Genomic DNA, 24,385 nt, shown 5'->3' with positions numbered 1-24,385 from the left:
CGTCTTTCCGAAGGAGTCACGAAGGACGACCATGGCCCACGTAATAACGCAACCGTCGCCGACCGCGCCGGACGCTCCCCCCGGCCGGCGCGAGCGCCGGCGGGCCTGGCGCGGCATCCTCGTCGGATGGAGCTTCATTCTCCCGAACTTCGTCGGCTTCGCGCTGTTCACGCTCATCCCGATGCTCGCCGCGTTCGTGCTGGCGTTCCTGGAGTGGGATTCCTACAGCGCGCCGGAGTGGGTGGGGCTGGACAACTTCCAGCGGCTGCTCGGTGACGAGAACTTCCACGTCGCGCTGCGCAACACCCTCTACTACGCGGCCGGCCACATCCCGCTGACGCTGGTCGTCGCGCTCGGCCTGGCGATGGCGCTCAACCGGAAGATCCGCGGCGTGCAGCTCTTCCGCACCGCGGCGTTCTTCCCCTACATCACATCCCTGGTCGCCGTCGCGGTCGTGTGGAACATGCTGTTCAACCCGACGGCGGGACCGATCAACCAGTTCCTCGAAGCGGTCGGCGTCGCGGATCCGCCCAGGTGGGTGGCCAGCACGGACTGGGCGATGCCGGCCGTGATCGTCACCAGCGTGTGGCGGGACATGGGGTACTACATGGTGCTCTATCTGGCCGGTCTGCAGACGATCCCGCAGGAGTACTACGAAGCCGCCCGGGTGGACGGGGCGAACGCCTGGCAGCGCTTCTGGAGCGTCACCCTGCCGTGCCTGCGGCCCACGACGTTCTTCGTCGTCGTGATGCTGACCATCCAGAGCTTCAAGGTGCTGGACCTCATCGTGGTCATGACCGACGGAGGCCCGGGCCGCAGCACGCTGGTCCTGGCCCAGCTCGTGTACCGGGAAGGCATCACCGAAGGGCAGTTCGGCTACTCGTCGGCGATCGCCCTGGTGCTCTTCCTCATCGTGCTCATCGTGACCGCCGTCCAGTTCCGTCTCAACGAACGGAGGAGCACCTGATGACCACGGTGCACGATGCTCCCCCAGCCGCCGCCCGGCCGCGCCGGCCCGCGCCGCCCGCCGGTCAGGAGCGTCCCGGCCGGCGTCTCGTCCGCATGACGCTGGCCTACGTCTCGCTCGTCGTCGTGGCGGGGCTGGTGCTGGTGCCGTTCGCGTGGATGCTGTCGTCGTCGCTGAAGCGCGACAACGAGGTCTTCACCATCCCCATCGAGTGGATCCCGCGGGAGTTCCGCTGGTCGAACTTCGTCGAGATCTGGGACAGGATCCCGCTGCTGACCTACCTGGGGAACTCGGCGTTCCTGTCCGTCACGATCACGCTGCTGCAGGTGCTCACCGGGAGTTTCGCGGCGTACGGGTTCTCCAAGGTGCGCTTTCCCGGCCGGGACGCGCTGTTCGTCGCCTACATCGCCACCATCGCCGTGCCCTGGCAGGCGTACATGGTGCCGCAGTACATCATGATGCAGCGGGCGGAGCTGACCAACACGTTCTGGTCGATCATTCTGATTCAGGCGTTCGGGGCGTTCGGCGTGTTCCTCATGCGCCAGTACTACATGTCGATCCCGGATGATCTGTGCGAGGCGGCGCGGCTCGACGGCCTGAGCGAGTACGGCATCTACTGGCGGATCATTCTGCCGCTGTCCAAACCGGCGCTCGCCAGCCTGGCTCTGCTCACCTTCGTCAACACGTGGAACGACTACATGGGGCCGTTCATCTACCTGACGAGCAACCGGCTGTGGACCGTACAGCTGGGTCTGCGATCGTTCGTCGGGCAGTACGACGCCGAATACGCCATGATCATGACCGGCTCGGTGCTGTCGGTACTGCCGATCCTGGTCATCTTCCTGTTCGGGCAGCGGTACTTCATCCGCGGCATCGCGACGAGCGGACTGAAGGGATGAGCGCGCACGCGAACGGCGCCGGACTGCGCAGCCTGCTCCGTCCCGCCGATCAGACCACGTACGAGAAGGTCTTCGACACCGTTTACGTCGGTCTCATGACGAACGTGCTGCTCGCCGTCGCCTGCTCGCCGCTCCTGGCGGCGCTCGCGATCGTGCGGGACCCGCTCGCGTCGTGGCCGTTCTTCGTCGTGCTGTCATCCCTGTGCGCACCCGCGCTGGGCGGCGCCTTCCGGTGTTTCGCCGCCCTGGGAGAGGGATCGACGGTCGTGCTCCGGACGTTCTGGCACGGCTACCGCCGGACCGCCGGCCGCGCGCTGGCCGTCTGGGCGGCCGGCGCCGCGGCCGTGAGCATGCTGGCCCTGGACGCCGTGGTCGTCGCGCGCACGCCTTGGGGACCGGCGCTGGCGCCGTTCTTCGTCACCGCGGCGGCCCTGGTGGTCGCCGTGGCCTTCGCCATCATGGTGCTGCTCGCGGAGACCTCCGGTGCGGCCGTACGGTTGCGCGCCCTCGTCCGTCCCTGCCTCTACCTCGTGGCCCGGCGCTGGTACCTGGCCGCCGTCAACCTCATCGTGCTCGGGCTGGCCGTGGCCATCGTCCTGGTCAAGCCGATGATCGGCGTCCTGCTCCTGTGCTCGCCCCTGCTGTACGTCGCGTGGGCGACGACGAGGTTCATCCTCGCGCCGGCCCTGCCGGGCGCCGACCCCCTGCCCTCCTCCTAGGGGCCGGTGGCGCTCTCCGCCTCGAGCACCGGGGGCGGCGGCTAGCCGGCCGGGGTGAACGCCGGGTCGCTCGAGATGGCAACCCGGTCCAGGCGGGCGCCGTCCTCGCGATAGGCGAAGGTGAGGGTGTGGTCGCCCGCGCCGAGGGCGTAGGTGACGGGAAGCCGCGCCCAGTGCCAGCTCGTGCCGAGCGGGATGCTGTTCCAGTTCGTCCACGTGCCGCCGTCGGAGCGGACCCAGAAGGAGTCGTCGCCGTCGTTGGCGGCGATCACCCTCGCCCACACCGCGAACGTGCCCGCGCGGGAGACGGCGAAGGACAGGGTGGCGTGGCCGGTGGAGGGCGCGTCCGATTTGCTGTTGTTGCCGGCGGCGACGCTCACGTAGGAGCCGTTGGAGGCGGCCGGGTCCTGCTGGGTCTGCATCGGCGCCGTCACCGTGCCCGACTCGGCTTCGCCGTACAGCGTGACGGGGTCGCCGGGGATAGGCGTGGAGTTCGTGGCGCGCACGCGCAGCGCGCCGCCGGAGGTGTTGGCGCCGGTCACCGAGTAGCCGTTGACGCCGCTGACACCGACGTCGTACGCGCTGCCGGAGCCGCGCTGGGCGGTGACGTCGAGGCGGACGCCCGAGCCGTCGTCCACGATGAACGCGGGGCGGTTGTCGTTGTCCTCGAATCGCATGGCCGAGCCGTTGCCGACGGTCAGGCCTTGCACGTGCCGCGCCCAGATGCCGAAGGAGGGCCGGGTGCCGTAGTCGCGCGGCGGATACGTGGTGAGGAACTCGCCGGGCACCCGGTTGGCGTCGGAGGCGGGGTGGCCGCCGGGGACGGTCAGCCGGACGTTGTCGAGTGTGATGTCCGGGCCGATGTCGACCGCGGGCGTGCCGGTGATGGTGCTGGTCAGCTCGGGTCCGCCGGTGGTGCCCGACGGCTCGGGCGCGGTCAGGTCGACGCCGGTGACGTTCGTGAGGTGGATGTCCCTGATCCGGCCCGCGGGCGGCGAGCCTGGGCAGCGGCGGCGCTCGCCGATCTTCATGAAGATGGGCGTCGTCGTCTTGGTCAGCGATATGTCGGTGTAGTGAACGTCCTCGATGATCGCGCCGTCCATGGAGACGATGCCGATCCCGGCCTTGCCGCCGCCCAGCACGGTGATGTCGTCGAAGCGGATGTCGCGGAAGCTCCCGCAGGTCTCCGAGCCGAACTGCAGGGCGTTGTTCTCGTGGGAGTACACCGTGGTGTCGCGGACGCGGATGTTCTGGCTGGTGTACGTGTGGCCGAGCGCGAAGTCGCTCTTCAGCGCGATGGCGTCGTCGCTGGACTCGATGCGGCTGTTCTGGAGGGTGACGTTCCAGCTGTTGATCAGGTTGATGCCGTCACGGACCCCTTCTTCGGCGTAGTACGTCCTGAGGTTGTCGATCACGACGTCGTGGCAGCCGTTGAGCAGCGCCATGAAGTGGCCGCCGCGGCGGATCGAGATGCCGCTGATGCTGACGTTCGCGCATTCGGTGAGGGCGATGGCCTTGTTGCCCGCGCCGGACGGCGGTGAGTTGCTGGTGGACAGGTTGCCGTCGCCGTCGATGGTGCCGGAGCCGGTGAAGTGCACGTTGGAGACGCCGCGGCCGACGAACAGCGAGTTGTTGAAGTGGCTGTGGCCGAAGTCCTGGTAGTCGTCGTACGGGTTCGACTCGGGGGCGTCGAAGCCGCTGCTCGCCGCCCGTACCGTGGCGCCGGAGTCGAGGCGGATCGTGACGTTGCTCTTCAGGTGGATGGTGCGGGAGCGGTACGTGCCCGCGGGGAAGACGACGATGCCGCCGTTCGCCGCGCTGGCGGCGTTGATGGCCCGGTCGATCGCGTCGTCGTCGTTGGCGGAGCCGTTGCCGGTGGCGCCGTAGTCGCGGACGTTGAACTCGGCGGCGGCGCTCGCGGGCTGGGGAGTCAGGCCGAGCAGGGCGAGGGCGCACACCAGCAGGGCCCGGCGAAGGGAGCTCATGGCCGGATCTCCACGTAGTCGAGGTTGGGCAGGCCACCCGCGGTGGTGGCGGTCAGCCGGATGGTGTTGGCGCCGGAGACGGTGGAAACGGCCACCGTGCTCGACGCCCAGGTGCTCCACGCCCCCGTGCCAGGGGCGTTGACGGCGGGCGCGACGACCGTGCCGTTGACCGCGACCGAGTAGGGGCGGTTCGTGGCGGTGCCGTTGGCGTAGCGGACCGTGAGCGTCTTGGCGCCGGCCGTCGCGCCGGGCACCGCGAACTCGACGTAGGCGCCGACCGCGTTGGCGCAGTTGACGAATCCCGTGCCCGAGTAGCCGGCGTGGTTGGACTCGACCGCGCCCTGCGAGATCGTCGCGTTCTCCGCCTCGTAGCGGGCGCCGGGGGAGGGCTGGGTGGAGATGTCCCGGCCGTTGTGGAACACGTTGATCAGCTGGAGGTCGTCGACGTAGTCGGCGGTGTTGCCGGAGTTGCTCATCCCGGTGAAGGTGCTGTTGGAGATTGTCACGTTCTGGATGTGCCTGGCGCTCCGGCCGTCGATGTTGTATGCCGAGCGCCCGCCGTCGATGGTCATGCCGTCGACGGTGAAGTTTCTGACGGTCGGGGGGATGTTTCCGGATGTTTCGTAGTTCATCGTGATGTAGAGGGCGTCGCGTTCGAGGCCGCGGCCGGTGATGCGGCGCAGGTGGACGTCCTCGACGAAGCCGCCGCGGTTGAAGCTCGTCTTGACGTAGAGCGCGTACTTGACCGGATAGCGGCCGGGGAAGTCGGCCGCGTTGCAGACGCAGTCCTCGGCGAACACCTTCCTGACGCCGCCCGACATCTCCGATCCGACGGTGATGCCGCCCCAGCGGCCGGAGAACCTGCAGTCGCGCACCACGATGTTCTGGGACGGCTTGTTCACCCTCCTGCCGTCGCGGTCGCGGCCGGACTTGACGGGGATGCAGTCGTCGTTGGTGTTGAACCTGCAGACGGTGATGAAGACGTCGGTGCAGGAGTCGGGGTTGCAGCCGTCGCCCTGGGAGTTGGTGCTGTAGAAGGTGACGTTCCTGACCGTGACGTTCGTGCAGTAGACCGGGTGCAGGGTCCACATGGCCGGGTTGCGCAGATTGAGGCCCTCGACCAGGATGTTCGAGCAGTTGTACAGGCCGATCATGTTGGGGCGCAGCCGATGCCCGGCCCCGAACCGGCGCTGCTCGACGGGGTGGTCGTTCGCGCCCCACTCGCGCAGCTGGTCGCGGTCGTCGCCTCCGCCGCCCCAGGACGACCATTCGCCCGCCGGCGCGTTGCCGTCGATGGTGCCGGTGCCGGTGATCGCGATGTCGGTCTTGCCGTTGGCATAGATGAAGGGCGAGTAGTTGTAGCACTCGATGCCCTCCCACCGGGTGAACACGGCAGGCAGGTACGCGCCCGGGTCGGTGCGGAACCGGATCGTGCCGGTCACGTGCAGGTTCACGTTCGACAGCAGGTGGATCTTCCCGGTGCGGAACGTGCCGGACGGCACCAGCACCCGGCCGCCACCTGCGGCGTTGCAGGCGGCGATCGCGTCGCGGAAGGCGGTGGTGCAGTCGGTGCTGTTGTTCCCGACGGCGCCGTAGTCGACGATGTCGAACGTCCGGTCGGGGAACGTGGGCGGGACGATCCTGGCCAGGATCGACGGCACCTCGTCCCAGGGTGAGGCGGCGGTCGTACTGGTCGCGAGCCGGGTGCCGCCACCGGCCTCCGCCGCGGCGACGGGGGCGGCCCGGCCCGCGACCAGCGTTTCTCCGATCGGACCCGTCACGACCGCGACTCCCGTGACGAGCGCGGCGGCCCGCAGGAACTCCCTCCGCGACTCCCCGCTCTCCGGCGGCGCGCCGGGCTCGGCCGATAACAGGCCGGGGTCCTCGTGCGACCGCTCGTTCATTGCGCCACCTCGATGTAGTCCAGGTTGGGGTTGCCGCCCGCGGTGTTGGCGGTGATCCGCACCGTGTTGGAGCCCGAGCCGAGGGTGACGGGCACGGTGGCCGTCGCCCACGTGGTCCAGGCGCCGGTGCCGTTGAAGGCTTGGTCGGCGGCGACCGTCGCGCCGTTGACGGTGATCGTCGCCGGGCGGGCGGTGGTGGTGCCGTTCGCGTACCGGATCCTGAGGGTGGCCGCTCCGGCGGTGCCACTGACGGTCCACTCCACGTACGACCCCGCCACGTTGTCGCCGTTGACGAAGCCGGTGCCGGAGTAGCCGGCGTGGTTGGACTCGACCACGCCCTGCGAGATCGTGGCGTTCTCCCCCTCGTAGCGGGTAGCGCCTCCGCCGTTCCCCGGGACGGCCTTGTAGGACCTGAGGTTTGTCAGCAGCAGGTGGCAGTTCTGCAGCGAGCCGGACGTGTCACCCAGAGACCGGTAGATGCCCCACTTGGGCCGCACCCGGTCGCCGAGGAAGGTGTCCACGCCCGTCCTCGTCGCGTCGACGACCGTGGTGGCGCCGTTCCTGACCACCCACCTGACCGCGCCGGACGAGCCGTCGCCGATCTTGATCTCGTAGTCGATATCGATCCACTTGTTGTGCAGCGGCTCCAGATCCGTCCGCCCGACCAGGATGTTCGGCTCGAAGATCTTGTGCTCGATGGTCTGCCGGCCGTCCACCCGGCGCAGCGAGGTGACCGTGATCGGCGCCGTTCCCGAACCCGGCATCTTGGTCTGGAAGATGTGGGTGAACGTCGTGGTGGCCTTGAGCGTGCTCGGGATGTACATCGAGTACGTCACCCGCCACAGCTCTCCCGGCAACCACCGCAGGTATCCGGAGGAGGTCCGGTTGCCGGTGACCTCGTGGCGCTGCCGGTCGGTGCTGGTGTCGCGGTCGACCGTGTGCATGTTGAAGCGGTAGTTGTTCCCCTCGGGGAAGATGTGCGGCGCGCCCGCCGGGTGGGAGTCGGCGCGGTCGTCCTCAAGAGTCTCCCAGGCCCGCATTCCGTCGGCGCTCGCCGACGGCGACCACAACAGCTGCCAGGTCATCCCGGACGGCAGCAGGGTGGGAGCGGCGAAGGCCGGGCGGGCAGGCAGGAGCGGGGCGAAGGCAGCCGCGCCTACGAGGAGTCCGAGCCGGCGCCGTGACAGCTCCATGGGTTCCCTCATGTCGTGACCTCCAAATAGTCGAGGTTGGGGCCGCCGCCGACGGTGGCCGCCGTGGCTCTGATCGTGTTGGGCCCTGCGGTGAGCGAGGCCGAGACGCTGGTGGACTGCCAGGTCGCCCAGGAGCCGGTGCCCGGGAAGGCCTTGGCCGTGACCACCACGGCGCCGTTGACGGCGATGTCCATCGGACGGCTCGCCGTCGTGCCGTTGGCGTAGCGGAAGGTGAGCGTCGCCGTCCCTGCCGAGGTGGCGTTCACCGTGAATTCCACGGACGAACCCGCCACGTTGTCGTAGTTGACGAAGCCCGTGCCGGAGAAGCCGGCGTGGTTGGACTCGACCACGCCCCGCGAGATCGTGGCGTTCTCCGCCTCGTAGCGCGTGCCCAGGGGCGGCGTGCCGTACAGGACGCCGTTGATCCGGACGTTGCGCAGCACCACGTTGTCGGCGTTGGACAGCTGCGGAGCGGGCGTGTCGATCTGGGTGAAGGTGCTGTTGGCGATCGTCACGTTCCTGAGGTGGCCGGCCGGCGAGCCGGACAGCTTGATCGCGAACGGCGAGTCGGCGATGTTCAGTCCGTCCACGGTGATGTTCTGGATGACCGGGTTGACGATCGGGCCGTGGCCGGGGCCGGTGAGGCTGTAGTTCATGTCGACGTAGAAGGCGCCCCGGTCGCACGGGCCGCCGGTCAGGTTCCTGACGTGGACGCCGTCGACCGTGCCGCCGCGCCGGTTGTTGGTCTTCAGGTAGAGGGCGTAGAAGGAGCGGTAGCCGGAGCCGGCGAGGATGCGGTTGTCCTCGGCGAAAACGTTGCGGACGCCGCCGGACATCTCGCTGCCCACCGTGATCGCGCCCCAGCGGCCGTGGTACGTGTTGCCGCGGATGACGATGTCGGTGGACGGCACGCCCACGCGGCGGCCGTCGGTGTCGCGGCCGGACTTGATGACCGTGCCGTCGTCGCCGGTGTCGAACGTGCAGCCCTCGATGAGCACATCGGACGAGCACTCGGGGTCGACGCCGTCCACCATGGCGCCCCGGCTGTAGATCTTGACCCGCCTGATGGTGATATTTCGGGATAAGACGGGGTGGATGGTCCACATCGCGGGGTTCCTGATGTCCAGGTCCTCGATGAGGATGTTCCGGCAGTCGTACAGCTGGATCATGTTCGGCTTGAGATAGTGCCCGTCGCCGAACCGGCGCTGCTCGACCGGCGCGCCGTCCACGGCCAGCTGCTGGAGCCGGTCCCAGTCCGGGCCGCGCCGGCCGTCGAAGCCGAACCAGGGACCGGCCGCCGCGTTCCCGTCGATCGTTCCGGCGCCGGTCAGGGCGATATCGGTCTGGCCGCGGGCGTAGATGAAGGGCGAGTAGTTATAGCACTCGATCCCCTGCCAGCGGGTGAACACGTTCGGCAGGTACGACCCCGCGTCGGAGCGGAACCTGATCGTCGCCCCGGCCTCGACGTGCAGGCGCACGCCGGACAGCAGGTGGATCTTGCCGGTCCGGTACCTGCCGCCGGCGGGCACGAGCACGGTGCCGCCGCCCGCCGTGTTGCAGGCCGCGATCGCGGTACGGAAGGCGGGCGTGCAGTCGGTGGTGTTGTCCGGCCTGGCGCCGTAGTCAGTGATCGGGAACGTGCGGTCGGGGAAGGTCGGCGGCACGATCCTGGCCAGGATCTCGGGCACCTGGTCCCAGGGTGAATCGAGGGTGCGGGCCGCCGTGGCGGGCGCCGGCGGCAGCACGGCGCCCGCCGGTATGGGGGCGAGCAGGGCGCCGGTGATGACGGCCCTTCGGGAGGGATGCATCGGGGACTCCAGGGGAGGCCGGCCCGGCGGCCGTCACGCAGGACGGCCGCCGGAGATCAGGGCGTGGTCACTGGATGGCGGAGCGCCGGATCGTGTCGGCGGAGCCGTCGCCATTGTTGTCGGAGTTGGTGGAGCCGAACCAGATGGCGCTGGCGCCGGGCACCTTCTCGACCGCGCGGAGCCTGCCGTAGGTGCCGTTGAAGTAGGCGTTGACGGTCGAGACGTTCTCGCCGTCCAGCACGATGCGCCACAACCGCTGTCCGCGCAGCGCGGCCATGAAGATCGTGTTGCCGACGATGGCGATGCCGCTCGGCGAGGCCTCCGCGACGCCCCAGGTGCGCTTGGGGTTGGTCATGCCGGAGACGCTGCACGTGCCTTCGCAGGTGGGCCAGCCGTAGTTGCGGCCCGGCAGGATGAGGTTGAGCTCGTCGCGGGAGGAGTTGCCCAGCTCCGACGACCACAGCCGGCCGGCCGAGTCCCAGGCCAGGCCCTGCGGGTTGCGGTGGCCGTAGCTGTAGACGCGGGTGCCGAACGGGTTGCCGGCGGCGGCGGCGCCGGTCTTGGTGATGCGCAGGATCTTGCCGTTGAGCGAGTCCAGGTCGGGGGCGTTGCTCGACTGCTGGGCGTCGCCGGTGGCGACGTACAGGTTGCCGTCGGGGCCGAACCTGATGCGCCCGCCGTTGTGGTAGCGGTTCTTGTCGATGCCCTGCAGGACGCTGGCGTACCCGCTGAGGGAGCTGCCGTCGAAGCTCATCTTGGCGATGCGGTTGCCCTCTGAGGAGGTGTGCATGAAGAACACCTCACGGTCGGTCGTGCCGTTCCACGTGGGCGAGAAGTCCAGGCCCATCAGGCCGCCCTCGCCGCCGGTGGTCTGCGAGTTCGGTACGGTCCCGACCTGCGTCTTCGTGCCGGACGGGGTCACCTTGAAGACCCGGAACGTGTCACGCTCGGTCACCAGGGCGTACGTGCCGTCGGGCGCCCAGGAGATGTCCCACGGCACGTCGAAGCCGCCGGCGACGCTGGCCGGCGTCTGCGGCACGCTGCCGCAGGTCGCCGTGGTGAACGACGCGGACGGCTGGCTCGGCTCGGAGAGCTGGTTGGCGGTGTCCCGCGCGACGACGTGCACCTGGTACGTGCGCGCGCATTCCAGCGGCACGGTGGCCGTGGTGGCGGGCGGGGTCCCGGTGACCGTGGCCAGCACGGCGTTCGTGGCCTGGTCGCGGACCAGGTAGGCGCGCACGCCGTTGTCGTCCGTCGACGCTGCCCAGGTCACCGTGGCCGAGGTCGCCTGGATCCCGCTGACGGTGGGCTGGCCCGGCCGCGACGGCGGGTCGTCGGCGGGCGCGGGCAGCGTGCGGCAGTTCGCCTCGGGGCTGCTCGGCGACACGTTGCCGGACGCGTCGCGGGCGAACACCGACAGCTGGTAGGCGAAGTCGGGGTTGAGCCCGGTCAGCCGGTACGGCCGGGCGGTCGCGGTCGCGATCTGCTGGCCCTGGTGGTAGATGTCGTACGCCACCACGCCGATGTTGTCGGTGGACGGCGGCCAGTCCAGGGTCAGGGCGTTGTGCGCGATGTCCGAGCACGTCGGCTGGCCCGGCGAGGTCGGCTTCTCGGTGTCGCCCGGGCCGCTGACCCGCAGCCGGTCGAGGTTCGGCCCGCCGCCCGCGGTGGTGGCCGTGGCCCTGACCGTGTTGCCGCCCGCGACGAGCGGCGCGTTCACGGTGACCTCCTGCCACGTGGCCCAGGCACCGGTGACGGGGAAGGACCGGGCGGTGGCCACGGCGCTGCCGTTGACGGTGATCGTCATGGGCCGGTCGGTGGTGGTGCCGTTGGCGTACCGGAAGGTCAGGCTCTGCGTGCCGGCCGTCGCGGCGCTGACGGCGAACTCTACGTAGGAGCCGGTGACGTTGTCGTAGTTGACGAACCCGGAGCCGGTGAACCCGGCGTGGTTCGACTCCACGACGCCCTGCGAGATCGTCGCGGACTCCGCCTGGTGGTCGGTGAAGCTCGTGGACTGGACCTCGGCGTCGAGGTAGTCCCAGTTCGGGTTGCCGCCCGCGCTCGCGGCGGTGGCCCTGACCTTGTTGGCCCCCGCGACGACCTCGGCGGTCAGCGTGACCGTGGCCCAGGTGGCCCAGGCGCCGGTGACGGGGAAGGAGCGGGCGGCGGCGACCGTGGCGCCGTTGACCGAGATGTCGCTGGGCCGGTCGGAGGTGGTGCCGTTGGCGTAGCGGAAGGCCAGCGTGGCGGTGCCCGCGCTGGGTGCGGTGATCGTCCATTCGGTGGAGGAGCCGGCGACGTTGTCGCCGTTGACGAAGCCGGTGCCGGAATAGCCGGTGTGGTTGGACTCGACGACGCCCTGGGTGATCGTCGCGGTCTCGGCTTCGTACCGGGTGGGGGCCGCGGCTGCGGGGGCGGCCAGCGTTCCCAGGGCGAGAAGGCAGGCGATGACGCAGGCCCGGGACTTGCGGAAGTTCATCGGGCGCTCCTGGCTGAGAGTGATGCCGGTTGTAAGAGGTTGGAGCTTTCCACTGTGTTCCCACAAACTGGCCCGCACGTCAACGCTTGGAACGATTCATTCTTTAGTAAACTTTCCTAACTTAATGCGAGTAGCACCTGAGCGCTGGACAGGCTCTGGGCAGCGTTGTATGCCTGAAGGGCGCCAAGGAGAACGGAGCCGCACGTCGCCATCGAGGCATCCTGGACTGGCGGCATGGCATCATCGCTCATCAGGCCCGGAGTGATACATGGGATGTCTTCGTACGTTCGGCGCTGCCGCCCTCGGCGTGCTCCTGCTGCTGCCACCCGCGCCCGCCGCGGCCCCTCGCCCGAACGTCGACTCGCCGGCCGTGGACTCCCCCGACCGGCCACATCTCAGGCACGGCCGATATCGCCACGGCAGCACTAACGAGGGCAGGACGCCGCGGGCCCTTGCCGCGCCAGCACCGTCTCCGCGGTGGCGGGCATCCCGGTGGTGTCAGTGGGCCACGGTGACCACGATCTTGCCGAACTGGGTGCCGGACTCCATGTGCTGGTGTGCCCGCACGATCTCTTCCAGCGGGAACAGGCGATCCACCACCGGGCGGAAGGCCCCGGTACGCAGGCCCGAGGCGATGAACGCCTCTGCCCGGCGTAGCCGCTGGAGGTCCCTGGCCGTTTCCAGCATGGTGTAGGTACGCATGTTGAGCGCGGGCATGCCGAGCTCGAATCCCGGATAGGGCGTCGGCTCCCCGCTCAGCGCTCCGTACAGGAACAGCGTTCCGCCGGCGGCCACGACCCTGGCCAGATCCACCACGCCCGGTCCAGCGACGGCGTCGAAGACGTACTCGGCGCCTTTGCCCCCGGTGAGCGCCAGCACCCGGCCGGAGATGTCTTCCTCGTCCGAGACGATCACCTCGGCGGCTCCCTCCTTGAGCAGCCGCTCCTTCTTGCCGCTGGTGCGGGTGATCGCGATAGGGGTCGCGCCCACGCGGATGGCGGTATGGATCGCGGCCAGGCCGACGCTGCTGGAGGCCGCGTTCAGCACCACCGTGTCGCCCGCCCGCATCCCGCCCACCTCCACCAACGCGCCGTAGGCCGTGAGGTAGGACATCCACACCGCCGCGCCGGACACCGCGTCCACCTCGTCGGGGCGGTGCACGAGCGCCGTCGCCGGCACGATCGCCCGCTCGGCGTAAACGCCGCAGTCGTTCTGCGAGAAGGCCGGCACGACACTGACCGCCTGCCCCTCCTCGAACCCGGTCACCTCCGGGCCGAGCACTTCGATCACACCGGCGGCCTCATTGCCGAGCCTGGCGGGCAGTTGCCTGACTGGCACGATGTACTGGTCGCGCCGGAACAACGCCTCTGCCCTGTTGATCCCGATCGCGTCCACCCGGATCCGCACCTCGCCCGGTCCCGGCTCGCCTGTCTCCAGGTCTTCCAGCCGCATCACCTCGGGCCCGCCGATCTCGTGGAACCGCACAGTCCTTGCCATGCCACCGTCCTCCGCTCGCTGTGAACGCGGTCCACTGTGGCTCAGAAGTACGATGACTGTCAAACTTTGATGAGTGTCGTACTATTGAGCCCATGGGACGTACGCCGCCGCACCCAGAGGTGTCGCAGTTCGACCTCCAGCAGGTGCTGGAGGCCCTCGTCGATCCGGTACGCCGGAGCATCGTCACGCAGCTCGACACCGCCGGCGAGGACATCAAGTGCGGCGCTTTCGACATGCCGGTCAGCAAGTCCACCGCCACCCACCACTTCAAGGTGCTGCGCGAGGCGGGCCTGATCCGGCAGTACTACGTCGGGACCTCGCGGATGAACGCCCTCCGCCGCGCCGAGATGGACGAGGCGTTCCCCGGCCTGCTCGACGCCCTCACCACGCGCCAGATCAAGAGGCACTGACTCCTGGGTTCCGCTGAAAAGAGCGCGCCGCCCGGTACATGCCTACTGGTTGACGTGTGACCTAGTTGTTCCTGTCTCGTGATAGATGACCAGAATGAGGCGATCGTTTCTCTTCTCTTCAGCCTCTCCATGCACACCGTTCACTCGTGCGCTCCATTGTGTCCGCGCGAGCGCAAGCCGCCTGATCGGTGCTCATGAACGAAAGAGAAGGGACTGCACCCGATGCAGCCAATGGCAGCACGAAAATTACTGGGTGGCTTACGGAGCAGGGGGCGTCTCACCGCGGCCGCCGCGATCGCGGCGCTGCTGGTCAGCAGCCTCGTGACGGCGGCGTACGCCGACCCGGGGCCGGCGGAGCAGGATCGGGGACGGCCCAGCCCGACGCCGACGGGCTCGCAGAACCCTCCGACGCTCACCCCTGCCGGCGGCTCGTATCTCGAGGGCGTGGCAAAGATCGCGGCAGTGCCGGCCGTGGCCGGCGACAGCGTCACGAAACTCGCCATCGACGGCACCGCGCTCAACGCCACCCGGACGGTAGGCGTCTCCAGGCTCCGCTTCGACGTCGGCTCGAACTCGACGGAAGCGCAGTACCACAGCCACGTGCTCGTCAACGGCGCGTTCCGGATCGACATCGGCGACCACGTGAACGAGCGGGCCACCATTGAGATCCCGAACGAGCGCCTGGTCAAGGGAGAGAACACCGTCGAGATCGTCGTCGGTGCGATCCAGTCCTCATGCGGTCTCAACTACGACGACTTCGTGCTGTCCGACGTGGGCCTCGAGCTGCTCGGTGAGGTCGCGGACGGCGAGGACAACCCCTACACCTTCTCCTTCGGCGACGGCAGTTGCGGCACGAACACCTCGCTGCTGAAGCGCGCCACCCTCAAGTTCTTCACCCAGTCCGACCCGCAGGGCACCACGGGTCTCGCCGCGGACGTGGACACGACGACGCTGGCCAACGGCGAGCACGTCATCACCGCCACGACCGCCGCCGGGGCGACCGCCAAGAACACCGTGACCGTGAACAACGCTCCGGCTGGGGCGCCGCGGCTGCAGCCCACAGACGGCACGCTGGTGGCAGGCACCAAGCCGGTCTTCGCGACGGTCCCGGCCGGCGGCGGGGGCGGCGTCGCGTCCCTCACCGTCGATGGCGGCGAACCTGTCACGAAGGCCACGCTCGGCAACGGCGCCGCGATGTTGAGCTTCGACGTGGGCTCGGACTCGATCGACGACAAGTTCGACAACTTCCTGCTCGTCAACGGCAAGCGCATCGATCTGGGCGGCTCCTGGGTGAGCCGGCGCGTGACCGTCGCGGTCCCGGCCCGGTTCCTGGTGCCCGGCGACAACACGATCAAGGTCGTCACCGGGGACTACAAGGAGTCCTGCGGCAACAACCGTGACGACTTCACGATCGCGAACCTCGCCCTCGCCCTCGACGGCGCCACCGTGACCGGCCAGGACATCAAGCCGTCGTACGACCTGGGCGACGGCGCCTGCGGCAGCAGCCAGACCGCGCTCCGCGAGGCCGAGCTGCGCTACAGGATCGACGCCCCGGCTGTGCACCTCATCGAAACGCTCGGCTCGGGCAACGCGACCCTCAGCTTCAACGTGGGCGGCAACTCGATCGAGGCGCGTTACCAGAACTTCGTGCTCGTCAACGGCCAGAAGGTCGTGCTCGACGGCGACTTCGTGAGCCGGCGCGTCGACCTCACGATCCCGAACGAGTTCCTCGTGCCCGGCTGGAACACGATCGACTTCGTGGCCGGCACCTTCCCGACGTCGTGTGGCAACAACCGCGACGACTTCGCGATCTCGAACATCGCCCTCACCCCGGCGCAGGGCACGGCCTCCGGCCAGATGCTCAAGGGCTCGTACGGCATGGGCGACGGCAACTGCGGCGACACCGTGAACCCGCTGACCGAGATCGACCTCGAATTCCTGGTGGACGCTCCCGCCCGCGGCCTGCGCGCGGACCTCGACACCACCGCCATCAAGGACGGCAAGCACACCATCGCCGCCGCGTCGGCCACGGGCGAGGTCGCCACCCGCCTCCTGATCACCGACAACTCGGCGCCGGCGGTCGCCAAGAGCGTCCCGGCCGCGGGTGAGAAGATCACCGCCTCGGTCGTGCTGGACGTCAAGCTCGAGGACGCCTCCGCCGTCGTGTCCGGTCCGGACGTCAAACTCGACGGCCAGTCGATCGAGCTGGGCGCCCAAGTGGGCCCCGGTCTGCGGGCCGGTAAGCACACGCTGGCCGTGACCGGCACCGACGGGCTCGGCAACACCGCGACCCGCGAGATCGTGTTCGAATCCGCGGGCATTCCGGACGTACCCACCGAGTTGACCCCGGCGCTGGGGACCGTCGACGTGTCGGATCCCGTCACGCTCTCGGCGAAGGTGGCCGAACCAGATGGCGGGCCGGTGAAAGCGACGTTCTCCGAGGCCGAGATCCTGATTCCGAACCAGGTGTTCCAGGGCACCGCCCAGTCCGTCCCCACGACCCTGCAGGTCCGGGGCGAGAAGCGCGTCAAGGCCGAAGGGCTCGAGCCCGCCGACGGCAGAACGCTCGACGCGCCCGCCGGCCAGGATCTCACCTACCAGCGGTACGACGTCCAGGTGAAGGGTCACGTGGACTCCCCGGTCCTGCGCTGGGAGGGCGCCATCGACCCCGAGCGCCTGGCGTCGCTGCGGGTGTGGAACACGAAGACCAAGGCGTGGGACCTCCTGACGAGCGCCCGTGGCGCCGCCGAGGGCAAGACCGTTCTCACGGCCGTCGTCAACGGGGAGTACATCGACAAACAGCAGGTCCACGTCATGGTGACGGGCGAGGACCCGTTCGCCGACGACATCGAGCCCGGTGATCCGAACGGCTTCGCCGACCCCGCCACCTACGACTTCTCGATCGTCCACTTCACCGACACGCAGTACATCTCCGAGGGTGCGGTGGAGCAGGAGACCGCCGAGGAGCGCGCGGTGTGGGAGTCCGCCTACGCCGGCATCGTCAACTGGATCGGCGCGAACAAGGACCAGCGCAAGATCTCGTACGTCGCGCACACCGGCGACATCATCGAGAACAACATCCGCACGCCCGCCGACGAGGCCATGCGTCAGCAGGTGGTCGGCGAGTTCGAGGTGTCCTCCAGGCAGCAGCGCGTGCTGGACGACGCGGACATCCCGAACGGCGTGATCGCCGGCAACCACGACAACCAGTCGGGCACCGAGAACGGGCCGGACGCGATCTACAACAAGTACTACGGTCCCAGCCGGTATCAGACGGCGTCGCAGGGCTGGCAGCACGCCAAGTACGGCGGCCCGTGGAAGGAAGGCGACAACCAGAACCACTACGACCTGTTCTCCGCGGGCGGGCTGGACTTCGTCGTGGTCGGCCTGTCGTACGGCGTGACGAGGGAGGAAGCCGAATGGGCCGACTCCGTCTTCAAGAAGTTCCCCAACCGCAACGGCATCCTGCTCTCGCACGACTACATCGTGCCGAGCGCCAACCCCGACGGGCGCGGCGCCGGATTCGCGGCACCCGACGGCTCGATGCTGTACAAGACGGTGGTCGAGAAGAACCCGAACGTCTTCCTCATCCTCGCCGGACACGAGCACGGCGTGGGCACCAACGTGAAGCCGAAGGTGGGCCAGATCGGCAACGGTGTCGTCGAGCTCCTGGCGGACTACCAGTTCTACACGGTGTCGGCCGACCGTCTCGGGCTCACCGAGATCGGCGGATACAACCCGGCAGACCAGCTCCAGTTCGGCGCGAGCTACTTCCGGCTGCTGCAGTTCGACGTCAAGCGGGCGGAGCTGAGCGTGGACACCTACTCCCCGCTGCTCAACGACTTCGGCGCCACCGAGTTCGACCCGCGGCGCCGCTACAACGGGCTCGAGGACAACATGGTGCTGCCGGTCGATCTCACCTCCCGCACGACCAGCTTCCAGACCGACTCGCTGGCGCTCTACATGCCCACCCGGATCATCGGCAAGAGCACGGTCGCGTCGGGTCGGGTCGCCTCGGTGACCTGGGACCGCCTCAAGGACAACACGGCCTACGCCTGGTTCGTCACGGCACGCTCCGCAGGCGGCGGCGTGACCGCCTCCGAGCCGAGCGTCTTCGTCACGAAGGACGAGCACGGCCGCCCGGGCACATGGGGACCGGACTCGCCCATGTACCGCTGGTTCGAACGCCAACCCATCGCCTGACCGATCGCCGCCGCCCCGGACCGGGTCCGGGGCGGCATTCATCCTCATCTGGAGAAACACGACATGTCCCGCAGGCGCTGGCCGTCGGCCGTCGTCCTCGCCGTCGTCCTCGCCGTCGTCCTCGCCGTCGTCCTCGGCGGCGTGCTGGCCGGCCTGGTGCATCCCGCTCCGGCGGCGGCGCACGAAGCGACCACGACCGCCCACGCCGAGGTGACCGGTACGGGCGCGAACGTCAGGGCCGTGCTCGACCTCGAGTACGACCTGCTCATGAAGTCGGCCTGGCTCTACGCGGAGGCCTATGAGGCGAAGGAGCGGACCGAGCAGCTCCGCCAGCTCCAGATCAACCGCGACGCCGTGATCGAATATGTCACGGGCCGCTTCGCCGTGGCGTACGACGACAAGCCGTGCGCGCCCACCACGGTGGGCGCCGCGGACGTGCGCGTCCGCGGCAAGGCGGCCTTCGCGGTGCTGACCCTCGCCTACACCTGCGAGGGGGAGGGCGGGGGAGCCCACGCGATCTCAAGCGCCCTGTTCCCCGACGCCGAGAACTTCGTCCACAGCACGGAGACGATCGTCCGGTACGAGCTCAACGGCAAGAAGGGCTCCGCGGTCCTGGTCGCCGAGAACCCGACGCTGCGGATCGGCGAGCGCCAGGCCTCGCATCAGGTCTGGGAGTTCTTCCTGCTCGGTGCCGAGCACCTGCTGTTCGGCCTCGACCACGTGCTCTTCCTGCTCGCCCTGCTCATCGGCGCGCGCGGCCTGCGCGACCTCGTCATCACGGCCTCCGCCTTCACGGCCGCGCACAGCATCACGTTCCTCCTGGCGGCGATGGGGGTCGTGGAGGTTCCGGGGGAGATCGTCGAGCCGATCATCGCAGTGTCGATCATCGTCGTGGCGCTCGCCAACCTCCTGGGCCGCGAGGAGGACAGATTGGGCAAATGGCGGCTGCCGGTCGTCTTCGCCTTCGGCCTGATGCACGGGCTGGGCTTCGCGGGCGCGCTGGACATCGACGAGAGCGGGTCGTGGGAGCTGCTGCTGTCGCTCCTGAGCTTCAACGCCGGCATCGAGGTGACGCAGCTCGTGGTCATCGCTGTGCTCTTCCCGCTGCTGGTGCTGCTGCGCCGGACGTCCGCGGCCCGCTGGGCGGTGGCCGCGATGTCGGTCCCCATCGTGGCGGTCAGCTTGTACTGGTTCTTCGATCGCATCCCGCTGCCGCTCTGACGGGAGCCGGTCAGCCCCGGGGCGCCGAGTAGCCCGCCCGCCGAACGGGAAGGCACCATAATGAGGCCGTGCCTCGTCTTGTGCCGCCCGTTCTTCCGCCCGGCAGCTTGTCACGTCTCGCCCAGCCCGTGCTCCACGAGGGAGGGCTGACCCTGCGCCCCTGGGCCGCCGAGGACCTTCCTGCGGTGGTCGCCGCCTACAGCGATCCAGCGATCATGCAGTGGCACGCCCGGTCCATGACCGAGCCGGAGGCGCAGGAGTGGATCGAACACTGGCCGCAGCGGTGGGCGCGGGAAAGCGGAGCCGGTTGGGCCGTAGAACTCCACGGCCGAGTCAGCGGTCAGATCAGCATGAGGCACATCGTCCTCGACGAAGGGCTCGTCGAGCTCTCCTACTGGATACTGCCTGAAGCCCGGGGTCAGGGAGCCGCACCTGCCGCCCTTGGAGCGCTGACCCGCTGGATGTTCGAGGGGCTTGGCGTAGCCCGCGCTGAGCTGTGTCACTCCACCCGCAACCAGGCCTCCTGCCGGGTCGCGGTGAAGTCCGGCTACCTGCCCGAGGGCACCGCCCTCCGGCAGGCCCTGCACCCCGACGGCTGGCACGACATGCATCAACACGCGCGCCTGAACAGCAGCTTCCACCCAAGCCACACACCGACGGGAAAGTAACGGGCCGCCACAGATCCTCCCCTTTCGCCGTGGTCAACCGAGTTGGCCGAAGAATCTCCCTAGATTGGCGGCGAACGCCATGACTGTGATCTTCTGATCAGCGGGGGAAGGCGTGTGAGCACCTGGTCGGGCCGGTCGCTGCGGACGCGGCTGGCAATGTACGGCAGCATCGCCATGTTGCTGCTCAACCTCGTCGTCAGCGCGTTCGTGCTGTACGGCATCCGGAAGCAGGTCGCCGACATCCGGGCACTCGAGGTCTCCGGCAAGGCCCTGCGCGTGCTCCTCATGGTCAAGCGGAACCAGTTGCCCCAGGTGGTGAAGTCCGACGACCTCGACGGCATCCAAGTGGTCGACCCGGTCGGGCGCCCGGTCTCCTGGACGCCGAACCTGGCCGGCAACCCCCGCCAGACGTCGGCGATCCCCGCCCGGAACCAGGCCAACCACGTCGCGGAGCTCTGCGACCTGCCCGCGTTTCCTGGCCGGTGCAAGATCGTGGTCGCCTTGCGCGCGTACCAGCCGGAGGGCGAGTGGGTCATCTACGCCTTCGATCCAGGGGTGCCCTGGTACGTCAGCCCACAAGTGATCATGTTCCAGTTCTGCATGACGGCGGGGCTGGTCACGCTGACCTGGTTCGGAGTGTCGCGCGTCGTGGCCAGGACGCTCGAGCCCGTCAGCGCCATCACGAAGAGGCTGGCCGAGATCACCGCGGGCGGCGGTGGGATGCGCGTCCCCGTGCCGGAGAACGACGACGAGATCAGAGGCCTGGCCGAGACCGCCAACCAGACGCTGGAGCGGCTGGAGACGGCGATGGAGCAGCAGCAGGCCGCGATGGAGCAGCAGCGCAGGTTCGCCGGCGACGCCTCACACGACCTGCGCAGCCCGATCACCGCGATGCGTACCCAGGTCGAGGACGCCATGCTCCATCCCGAGGACACCGACTGGCAGGAGACGGGCCGCGAGGTGCTCGCCAGCCTGGACCGCCTGCAGGCCATCGTCACCGACCTGCTCGCGCTGACCAAGCTGGACGCGGGGGGCCCGGGCCGCCGCGAGCCCCTGGACCTGAGCGAGCTGGTCGCCACTGAGACCGCCAGGTCGCGCACCAAGCACGTCGTCACCACCCTGCAAGCGGGCGTGACCGTCACGGGCGACCCGCTGGAGCTGGTCCGCCTGCTGACGAATCTGCTGGACAACGCCGAGCGGCACGCCGAGACGCAGATCATCGTGACGCTGCGCCGGCCGGGCAAGGAGGCCGTGCTGGAGGTCCTCGACGACGGCGCGGGCATCGCGCCCGACCAGCGCGAAATCGTCTTCCAGCGCTTCACCCGCCTGGACGCCTCACGCAGCCGCGACGCCGGCGGCACCGGGCTCGGCCTGCCCATCGCCCGCGAGATCGCGAGGTCCCACGGCGGCACACTGACCATCGAGGACTCCGACACCGGCGCCCGGTTCGTCCTTCGGATGCCGGCCCTTGAGGACTGAGCCGCGCGCCGGCTACCGCCGCGACGCTCCTGCCGCTCGCCGACGTCCGCCGAGGCACTACAGGGGAGCCTCCGAAGCAGGTGGCAGCGTCGCCGGTGATGGGACATGCGGAATCGCGGAGCCTGGATCAACGCCGGCGAAGGCCAGCCCGATGACGAAACCCGCGACCTCCTCAAGCTGACGGACACGATCCAGCGGTCCCAGGACGGCCGGTACCCCGCCGACATCACGCACCAGCGTGCCGACCACCTGCAGCGCGGCCGGATCGTCGCCGCACAGCGCCACCGTCACCGGAGGCTCGTCCTCGCCGGTCGCTCCGGTCCACTGCTCGGCGGGGAACAGGTGGAAGGCCTTGACGACATGTGCTCCCGGAGCGAGTGCGGCGATCCGCTCCGCCATCGAGCCGCCGGCCTCGGTCAGCAACACCCCGACGCCGTGTTCCACGGCATTCGTGGGGTCGATCAGCGGTGTCCCGGACAGCAGGCCGTCGGACGCACCGGCATCTCGCAGCATGTCCTCGACGCCGTTCCACGACACCGCGAGCAGCACCGCATCGCGTCCGGTGACCGCTTCAGGCGGCGTGACGGCGCGTATCCCATGGCCCAGCCGATCAGCGAGTCGCTGCGCCTTGGCCGGGGATCGCCCACTGATCACCAGCTCGTGTCCGGCACGCGCCCAGCCGGTGCCAAGCCCCTCCGCCAGGCTTCCCGTTCCCAGGATCCCGATGCGCATCGTCTCTCCCTTGCCAACAGTGGTTGCTGGACGACTACGGTAAAGAAGGCGTTATGCACCGATTGGTGCGTTTCAACTGCGCGATCATGGACGGCGAGATGAGCGATCAGCAGGCCCACGGCTACGAGCTGGTGGCGGACTGCCGCCTGCGCGCGGCCATCGACCTGTTCGCGCACACCTGGGATCCTGTGGTCCTGGCAGCTCTGCGCTCCGGCCCGCGCCGGCGCCACCAGCTACGCGCCGCGATCGGCGGCATGAGCGACAAAGTTCTCACCGATGCGTTGCACCGCCTGCTCGCCAACGGCCTGATCAAGCGCGCCACCTACGCCGAGGCCCCGCCTCGCGTCGACTACAGCCTCACCGGCTTGGGGGAGAGCCTGGTCGACGGTCCGATGAAGGCGCTCGGACGCTGGATCCTCGAGCACGGTGACGATCTTCTCGACGCCCAAGAGAGCGCTGGCGCCGGGCCCATCCCACGCCCGGCCCAGTCGAACGGAAGCCGACCCGGACAAGGGTGACGTCACGGCTGCTCGGCACGGTCGAGGGCGCCGGCAACGCCAGGCCGGCGCTCGGGGCGGTCCTGTTCTATGACGGCGTCAGGTGGGTGGGGGCGAACATGCGGAGGGTCGCGGGGAGCACGACGACGCTCGGCCCCGGTGTTCGCAGGGCCCGCGCGAGGTCGCCCTCCAGGTCCTCCGGAGTGGTACGGCAGGCGGGCACGCCGAAGGCCGCCGCGAGGGCGACGAAGTCCGGCCTGGCCAGCTCGGTCCCCGTGGCGGCGCCGAACGCGCCGGTCATGTACTCGCGCAGGATGCCGTAGCCGCCGTCGTCCACGATCAACCACGTCACGTCGAGGTGGTGCTGGCGGAGCGTGGCCAGCTCGGCCAGGCCGTACATCGCCCCGCCGTCACCGCTGACCGCGAGCACCGGCCCGCCGGTGGCGGCGGCCGCGCCGAGCGCCGCGGGGAGCGCGTAGCCGAGCCCGCCCGCGCCCTGCGCCGACTCCATCGGCCGCGGCCAGGCGGACCAGGCCCAGTACGCGAGGATCGTCATGTCCCAGAAGCTCAGCGCCTCTCCCGGCAACGCGCGTTCCACGGCCGCGAGCACCGCCCGCTCGAAGGTGAGGTCCTGCGCGTCGAGCCGCTCGGCGACTCGCGCGAGCACGTCACGGACCGCGGACCGGGCCGCCGCGCCATCACGGCCGGCTCCCTTCACGCCCTGCGCCAGCGCTTCCAGCCCGAGCCGGGCGTCCGCATGGACGGCCAGGCCCGGGTGGTTGGACTCGAGCTTGCCGAGGTCGGCCTCGATCTGGATGACCCGGCCGCGCGGTCGCATCGTGTGGTAGTTGCTGGACAGCTCCCCCAGGCCCGAGCCCACGACCAGCAGCACGTCGGCGTCCTCCAGGAACGTCGTCAGGTGCCGGTCCTCCAGCCACGACTGGAGCGACAGCGGGTGCTCCCAGGGGAAGGCGCCCTTCGCGCCGAACGTGGTGGCGACCGGCGCGTCCAGCTCTTCCGCCAGCTCCAGCAGGGCCGCCTGGGCGCCGGCGCGGATCACCCCTCCTCCGGCCAGGATCACCGGGCGGGCCGCCCGTGCCAGCAGCTCCGCCGCCGCGGCGACGAGCTCGGCTCGCGGGGCGAGCGGTCTCGGCGCCACCCGGAGATCGGCGACCGCGGGAATGTCGGTCGCGCCGAGCAGGACGTCCTGCGGGATCTCCACCCAGACCGGGCCCGCGGGCGCGGTGAGCGCGATCTCCCACGCCTCGGTCAGCGCCGGCACGATCTGACCGGCCGTCCGCACCACGTGGACCGACTTCACGACGTCCCTGAAGGACGCGGCCTGGTCCGGCAGCTCGTGCAGGTAGCCCTTGCGCCTGCCGCCCAGCCCGTCCGCCGGGATCTGGCTGCTGATGCCCAGGACGGGGATACCGGCGTTACGGGACTCCATGAGTGCGGGGAGGGTGCCCAGCGCGCCCGGGCCGGTGGAGACCATGAAGGGCGCGACCGAGCCGGTCGCGCGGGCGTGGCCGTCGGCGGCGAACGCGACGCTCAGCTCGGTGCGGCAGCCCACGTAGCGCAGGGGCTGCGCCCCCAGGCTCGCCGCTCCGACCCGGCGAAGCGCGTCGAACAGGCCCAGCGCGTGCTGCCCCGGCTCGCCGAAGACCGTGGTGGCGCCGAGCGCGGCCAGCGACTCGACGACCAGGTCGCCGCCCGTCCTCATG

17 protein-coding genes are annotated in these 24,385 nt (G+C 69.5%); 9 read left to right on the top strand and 8 right to left on the bottom strand.

Features of this window, described 5'->3' with window-relative positions; translation table 11 throughout:
- Positions 1 to 31: 31 nt before the first annotated feature.
- The 3 genes from EJK15_RS23965 to EJK15_RS23955 are packed head-to-tail and all read left to right on the top strand — an operon-like array spanning position 32 to position 2,585.
- Positions 32 to 967, top strand: a complete 936-nt coding sequence (locus tag EJK15_RS23965) for a carbohydrate ABC transporter permease (RefSeq protein WP_138712703.1) — start codon at positions 32 to 34, stop codon at positions 965 to 967.
- On the top strand, positions 967 to 1,866 hold the full coding sequence (locus EJK15_RS23960) for a carbohydrate ABC transporter permease (protein ID WP_138712702.1): 900 nt from the start codon (positions 967 to 969) through the stop codon (positions 1,864 to 1,866). Before EJK15_RS23965 ends, EJK15_RS23960 begins: the two co-directional genes overlap by 1 nt.
- Entirely contained in the window at positions 1,863 to 2,585 is a 723-nt protein-coding gene (locus tag EJK15_RS23955) for a ferredoxin-NADPH reductase (protein ID WP_138712701.1), read from the top strand. The genes EJK15_RS23960 and EJK15_RS23955 overlap by 4 nt, the downstream gene beginning before the upstream one ends.
- 41 nt (positions 2,586 to 2,626) lie before the next feature.
- Here EJK15_RS23955 and EJK15_RS23950 read toward each other — a convergent pair whose 3' ends face one another.
- The 6 genes from EJK15_RS23950 to EJK15_RS23925 form a co-directional block, all read right to left on the bottom strand.
- Complete coding sequence (locus EJK15_RS23950; protein ID WP_206061069.1) at positions 2,627 to 4,570, bottom strand: glycosyl hydrolase family 28 protein; 1,944 nt, start codon at positions 4,568 to 4,570, stop codon at positions 2,627 to 2,629.
- On the bottom strand, positions 4,567 to 6,474 hold the full coding sequence (locus EJK15_RS23945; RefSeq protein WP_138712700.1) for a glycosyl hydrolase family 28 protein: 1,908 nt from the start codon (positions 6,472 to 6,474) through the stop codon (positions 4,567 to 4,569). Before EJK15_RS23945 ends, EJK15_RS23950 begins: the two co-directional genes overlap by 4 nt.
- Entirely contained in the window at positions 6,471 to 7,679 is a 1,209-nt protein-coding gene (locus EJK15_RS74755; RefSeq protein WP_240777172.1) for a carbohydrate-binding protein, read from the bottom strand. Before EJK15_RS74755 ends, EJK15_RS23945 begins: the two co-directional genes overlap by 4 nt.
- On the bottom strand, positions 7,676 to 9,475 hold the full coding sequence (locus tag EJK15_RS23935; protein WP_138712699.1) for a glycosyl hydrolase family 28 protein: 1,800 nt from the start codon (positions 9,473 to 9,475) through the stop codon (positions 7,676 to 7,678). Before EJK15_RS23935 ends, EJK15_RS74755 begins: the two co-directional genes overlap by 4 nt.
- 67 nt (positions 9,476 to 9,542) lie before the next feature.
- On the bottom strand, positions 9,543 to 11,954 hold the full coding sequence (locus tag EJK15_RS23930) for a PQQ-dependent sugar dehydrogenase (protein ID WP_138712698.1): 2,412 nt from the start codon (positions 11,952 to 11,954) through the stop codon (positions 9,543 to 9,545).
- Positions 11,955 to 12,452: 498 nt separating this feature from the next.
- Positions 12,453 to 13,451 (bottom strand): zinc-dependent alcohol dehydrogenase family protein, encoded by a 999-nt coding sequence (locus EJK15_RS23925; RefSeq protein ID WP_138712697.1) that lies wholly within the window; start codon positions 13,449 to 13,451, stop codon positions 12,453 to 12,455.
- A 92-nt stretch (positions 13,452 to 13,543) separates the two neighbouring features.
- Here EJK15_RS23925 and EJK15_RS23920 point away from each other — a divergent pair, with 92 nt between their 5' ends.
- From EJK15_RS23920 to EJK15_RS23900, 5 genes are all read left to right on the top strand, one after another.
- Positions 13,544 to 13,861 (top strand): ArsR/SmtB family transcription factor, encoded by a 318-nt coding sequence (locus EJK15_RS23920; protein ID WP_138712696.1) that lies wholly within the window; start codon positions 13,544 to 13,546, stop codon positions 13,859 to 13,861.
- A 231-nt stretch (positions 13,862 to 14,092) separates the two neighbouring features.
- Entirely contained in the window at positions 14,093 to 18,064 is a 3,972-nt protein-coding gene (locus EJK15_RS23915; protein ID WP_138712695.1) for a metallophosphoesterase, read from the top strand.
- Between the two features lie 63 nt (positions 18,065 to 18,127).
- Complete coding sequence (locus tag EJK15_RS23910) at positions 18,128 to 19,285, top strand: HupE/UreJ family protein (protein WP_138712694.1); 1,158 nt, start codon at positions 18,128 to 18,130, stop codon at positions 19,283 to 19,285.
- 68 nt (positions 19,286 to 19,353) lie between these two features.
- Positions 19,354 to 19,953 carry a GNAT family N-acetyltransferase gene (locus EJK15_RS23905; protein ID WP_138712693.1) on the top strand — a complete coding sequence of 200 codons (600 nt, stop codon included), beginning with the start codon at positions 19,354 to 19,356 and terminating at the stop codon, positions 19,951 to 19,953.
- A 114-nt stretch (positions 19,954 to 20,067) separates the two neighbouring features.
- The gene (locus tag EJK15_RS23900) at positions 20,068 to 21,432 is read left to right on the top strand and encodes a sensor histidine kinase (RefSeq protein ID WP_240777171.1); all 1,365 of its coding nucleotides are present in this window, start codon (positions 20,068 to 20,070) and stop codon (positions 21,430 to 21,432) included.
- Positions 21,433 to 21,489: 57 nt separating this feature from the next.
- Here the strand turns inward: EJK15_RS23900 and EJK15_RS23895 are convergent, their stop codons facing one another.
- Complete coding sequence (locus EJK15_RS23895; protein ID WP_138712692.1) at positions 21,490 to 22,164, bottom strand: NADPH-dependent F420 reductase; 675 nt, start codon at positions 22,162 to 22,164, stop codon at positions 21,490 to 21,492.
- A gap of 23 nt (positions 22,165 to 22,187) precedes the next feature.
- On the opposite strand from EJK15_RS23895, the gene EJK15_RS23890 reads away from it, so the two are divergent.
- Positions 22,188 to 22,682 carry a winged helix-turn-helix transcriptional regulator gene (locus tag EJK15_RS23890; protein WP_240777170.1) on the top strand — a complete coding sequence of 165 codons (495 nt, stop codon included), beginning with the start codon at positions 22,188 to 22,190 and terminating at the stop codon, positions 22,680 to 22,682.
- 67 nt (positions 22,683 to 22,749) lie between these two features.
- Here the strand turns inward: EJK15_RS23890 and EJK15_RS23885 are convergent, their stop codons facing one another.
- A complete protein-coding gene (locus EJK15_RS23885) occupies positions 22,750 to 24,384 on the bottom strand; it encodes a thiamine pyrophosphate-binding protein (RefSeq protein ID WP_138712691.1) in 1,635 nt (544 codons plus the stop codon).
- Between the last annotated feature and the right edge of the window lies 1 nt (position 24,385).

Origin of the sequence: Nonomuraea basaltis (genome assembly GCF_005893125.1) — a bacterium.
In the GTDB taxonomy this organism is placed as follows: domain Bacteria; phylum Actinomycetota; class Actinomycetes; order Streptosporangiales; family Streptosporangiaceae; genus Nonomuraea; species Nonomuraea basaltis.
This window is presented reverse-complemented; position numbering and strand designations above follow the sequence as displayed.

Coding starts and splice junctions, on each gene's coding strand:
- EJK15_RS23935 (WP_138712699.1), bottom strand. CDS start 9,475: ATGCATCCCTCCCGAAGGGCCGTCATCACCGGCGCCCTGCTCGCCCCC.
- EJK15_RS23950 (WP_206061069.1), bottom strand. CDS start 4,570: ATGAGCTCCCTTCGCCGGGCCCTGCTGGTGTGCGCCCTCGCCCTGCTC.
- EJK15_RS23910 (WP_138712694.1), top strand. CDS start 18,128: ATGTCCCGCAGGCGCTGGCCGTCGGCCGTCGTCCTCGCCGTCGTCCTC.
- EJK15_RS23895 (WP_138712692.1), bottom strand. CDS start 22,164: ATGCGCATCGGGATCCTGGGAACGGGAAGCCTGGCGGAGGGGCTTGGC.
- EJK15_RS23955 (WP_138712701.1), top strand. CDS start 1,863: ATGAGCGCGCACGCGAACGGCGCCGGACTGCGCAGCCTGCTCCGTCCC.
- EJK15_RS23920 (WP_138712696.1), top strand. CDS start 13,544: ATGGGACGTACGCCGCCGCACCCAGAGGTGTCGCAGTTCGACCTCCAG.
- EJK15_RS23945 (WP_138712700.1), bottom strand. CDS start 6,474: ATGAACGAGCGGTCGCACGAGGACCCCGGCCTGTTATCGGCCGAGCCC.
- EJK15_RS23915 (WP_138712695.1), top strand. CDS start 14,093: ATGGCAGCACGAAAATTACTGGGTGGCTTACGGAGCAGGGGGCGTCTC.
- EJK15_RS23930 (WP_138712698.1), bottom strand. CDS start 11,954: ATGAACTTCCGCAAGTCCCGGGCCTGCGTCATCGCCTGCCTTCTCGCC.
- EJK15_RS23885 (WP_138712691.1), bottom strand. CDS start 24,384: ATGAGGACGGGCGGCGACCTGGTCGTCGAGTCGCTGGCCGCGCTCGGC.
- EJK15_RS23925 (WP_138712697.1), bottom strand. CDS start 13,451: ATGGCAAGGACTGTGCGGTTCCACGAGATCGGCGGGCCCGAGGTGATG.
- EJK15_RS23960 (WP_138712702.1), top strand. CDS start 967: ATGACCACGGTGCACGATGCTCCCCCAGCCGCCGCCCGGCCGCGCCGG.
- EJK15_RS74755 (WP_240777172.1), bottom strand. CDS start 7,679: ATGAGGGAACCCATGGAGCTGTCACGGCGCCGGCTCGGACTCCTCGTA.
- EJK15_RS23965 (WP_138712703.1), top strand. CDS start 32: ATGGCCCACGTAATAACGCAACCGTCGCCGACCGCGCCGGACGCTCCC.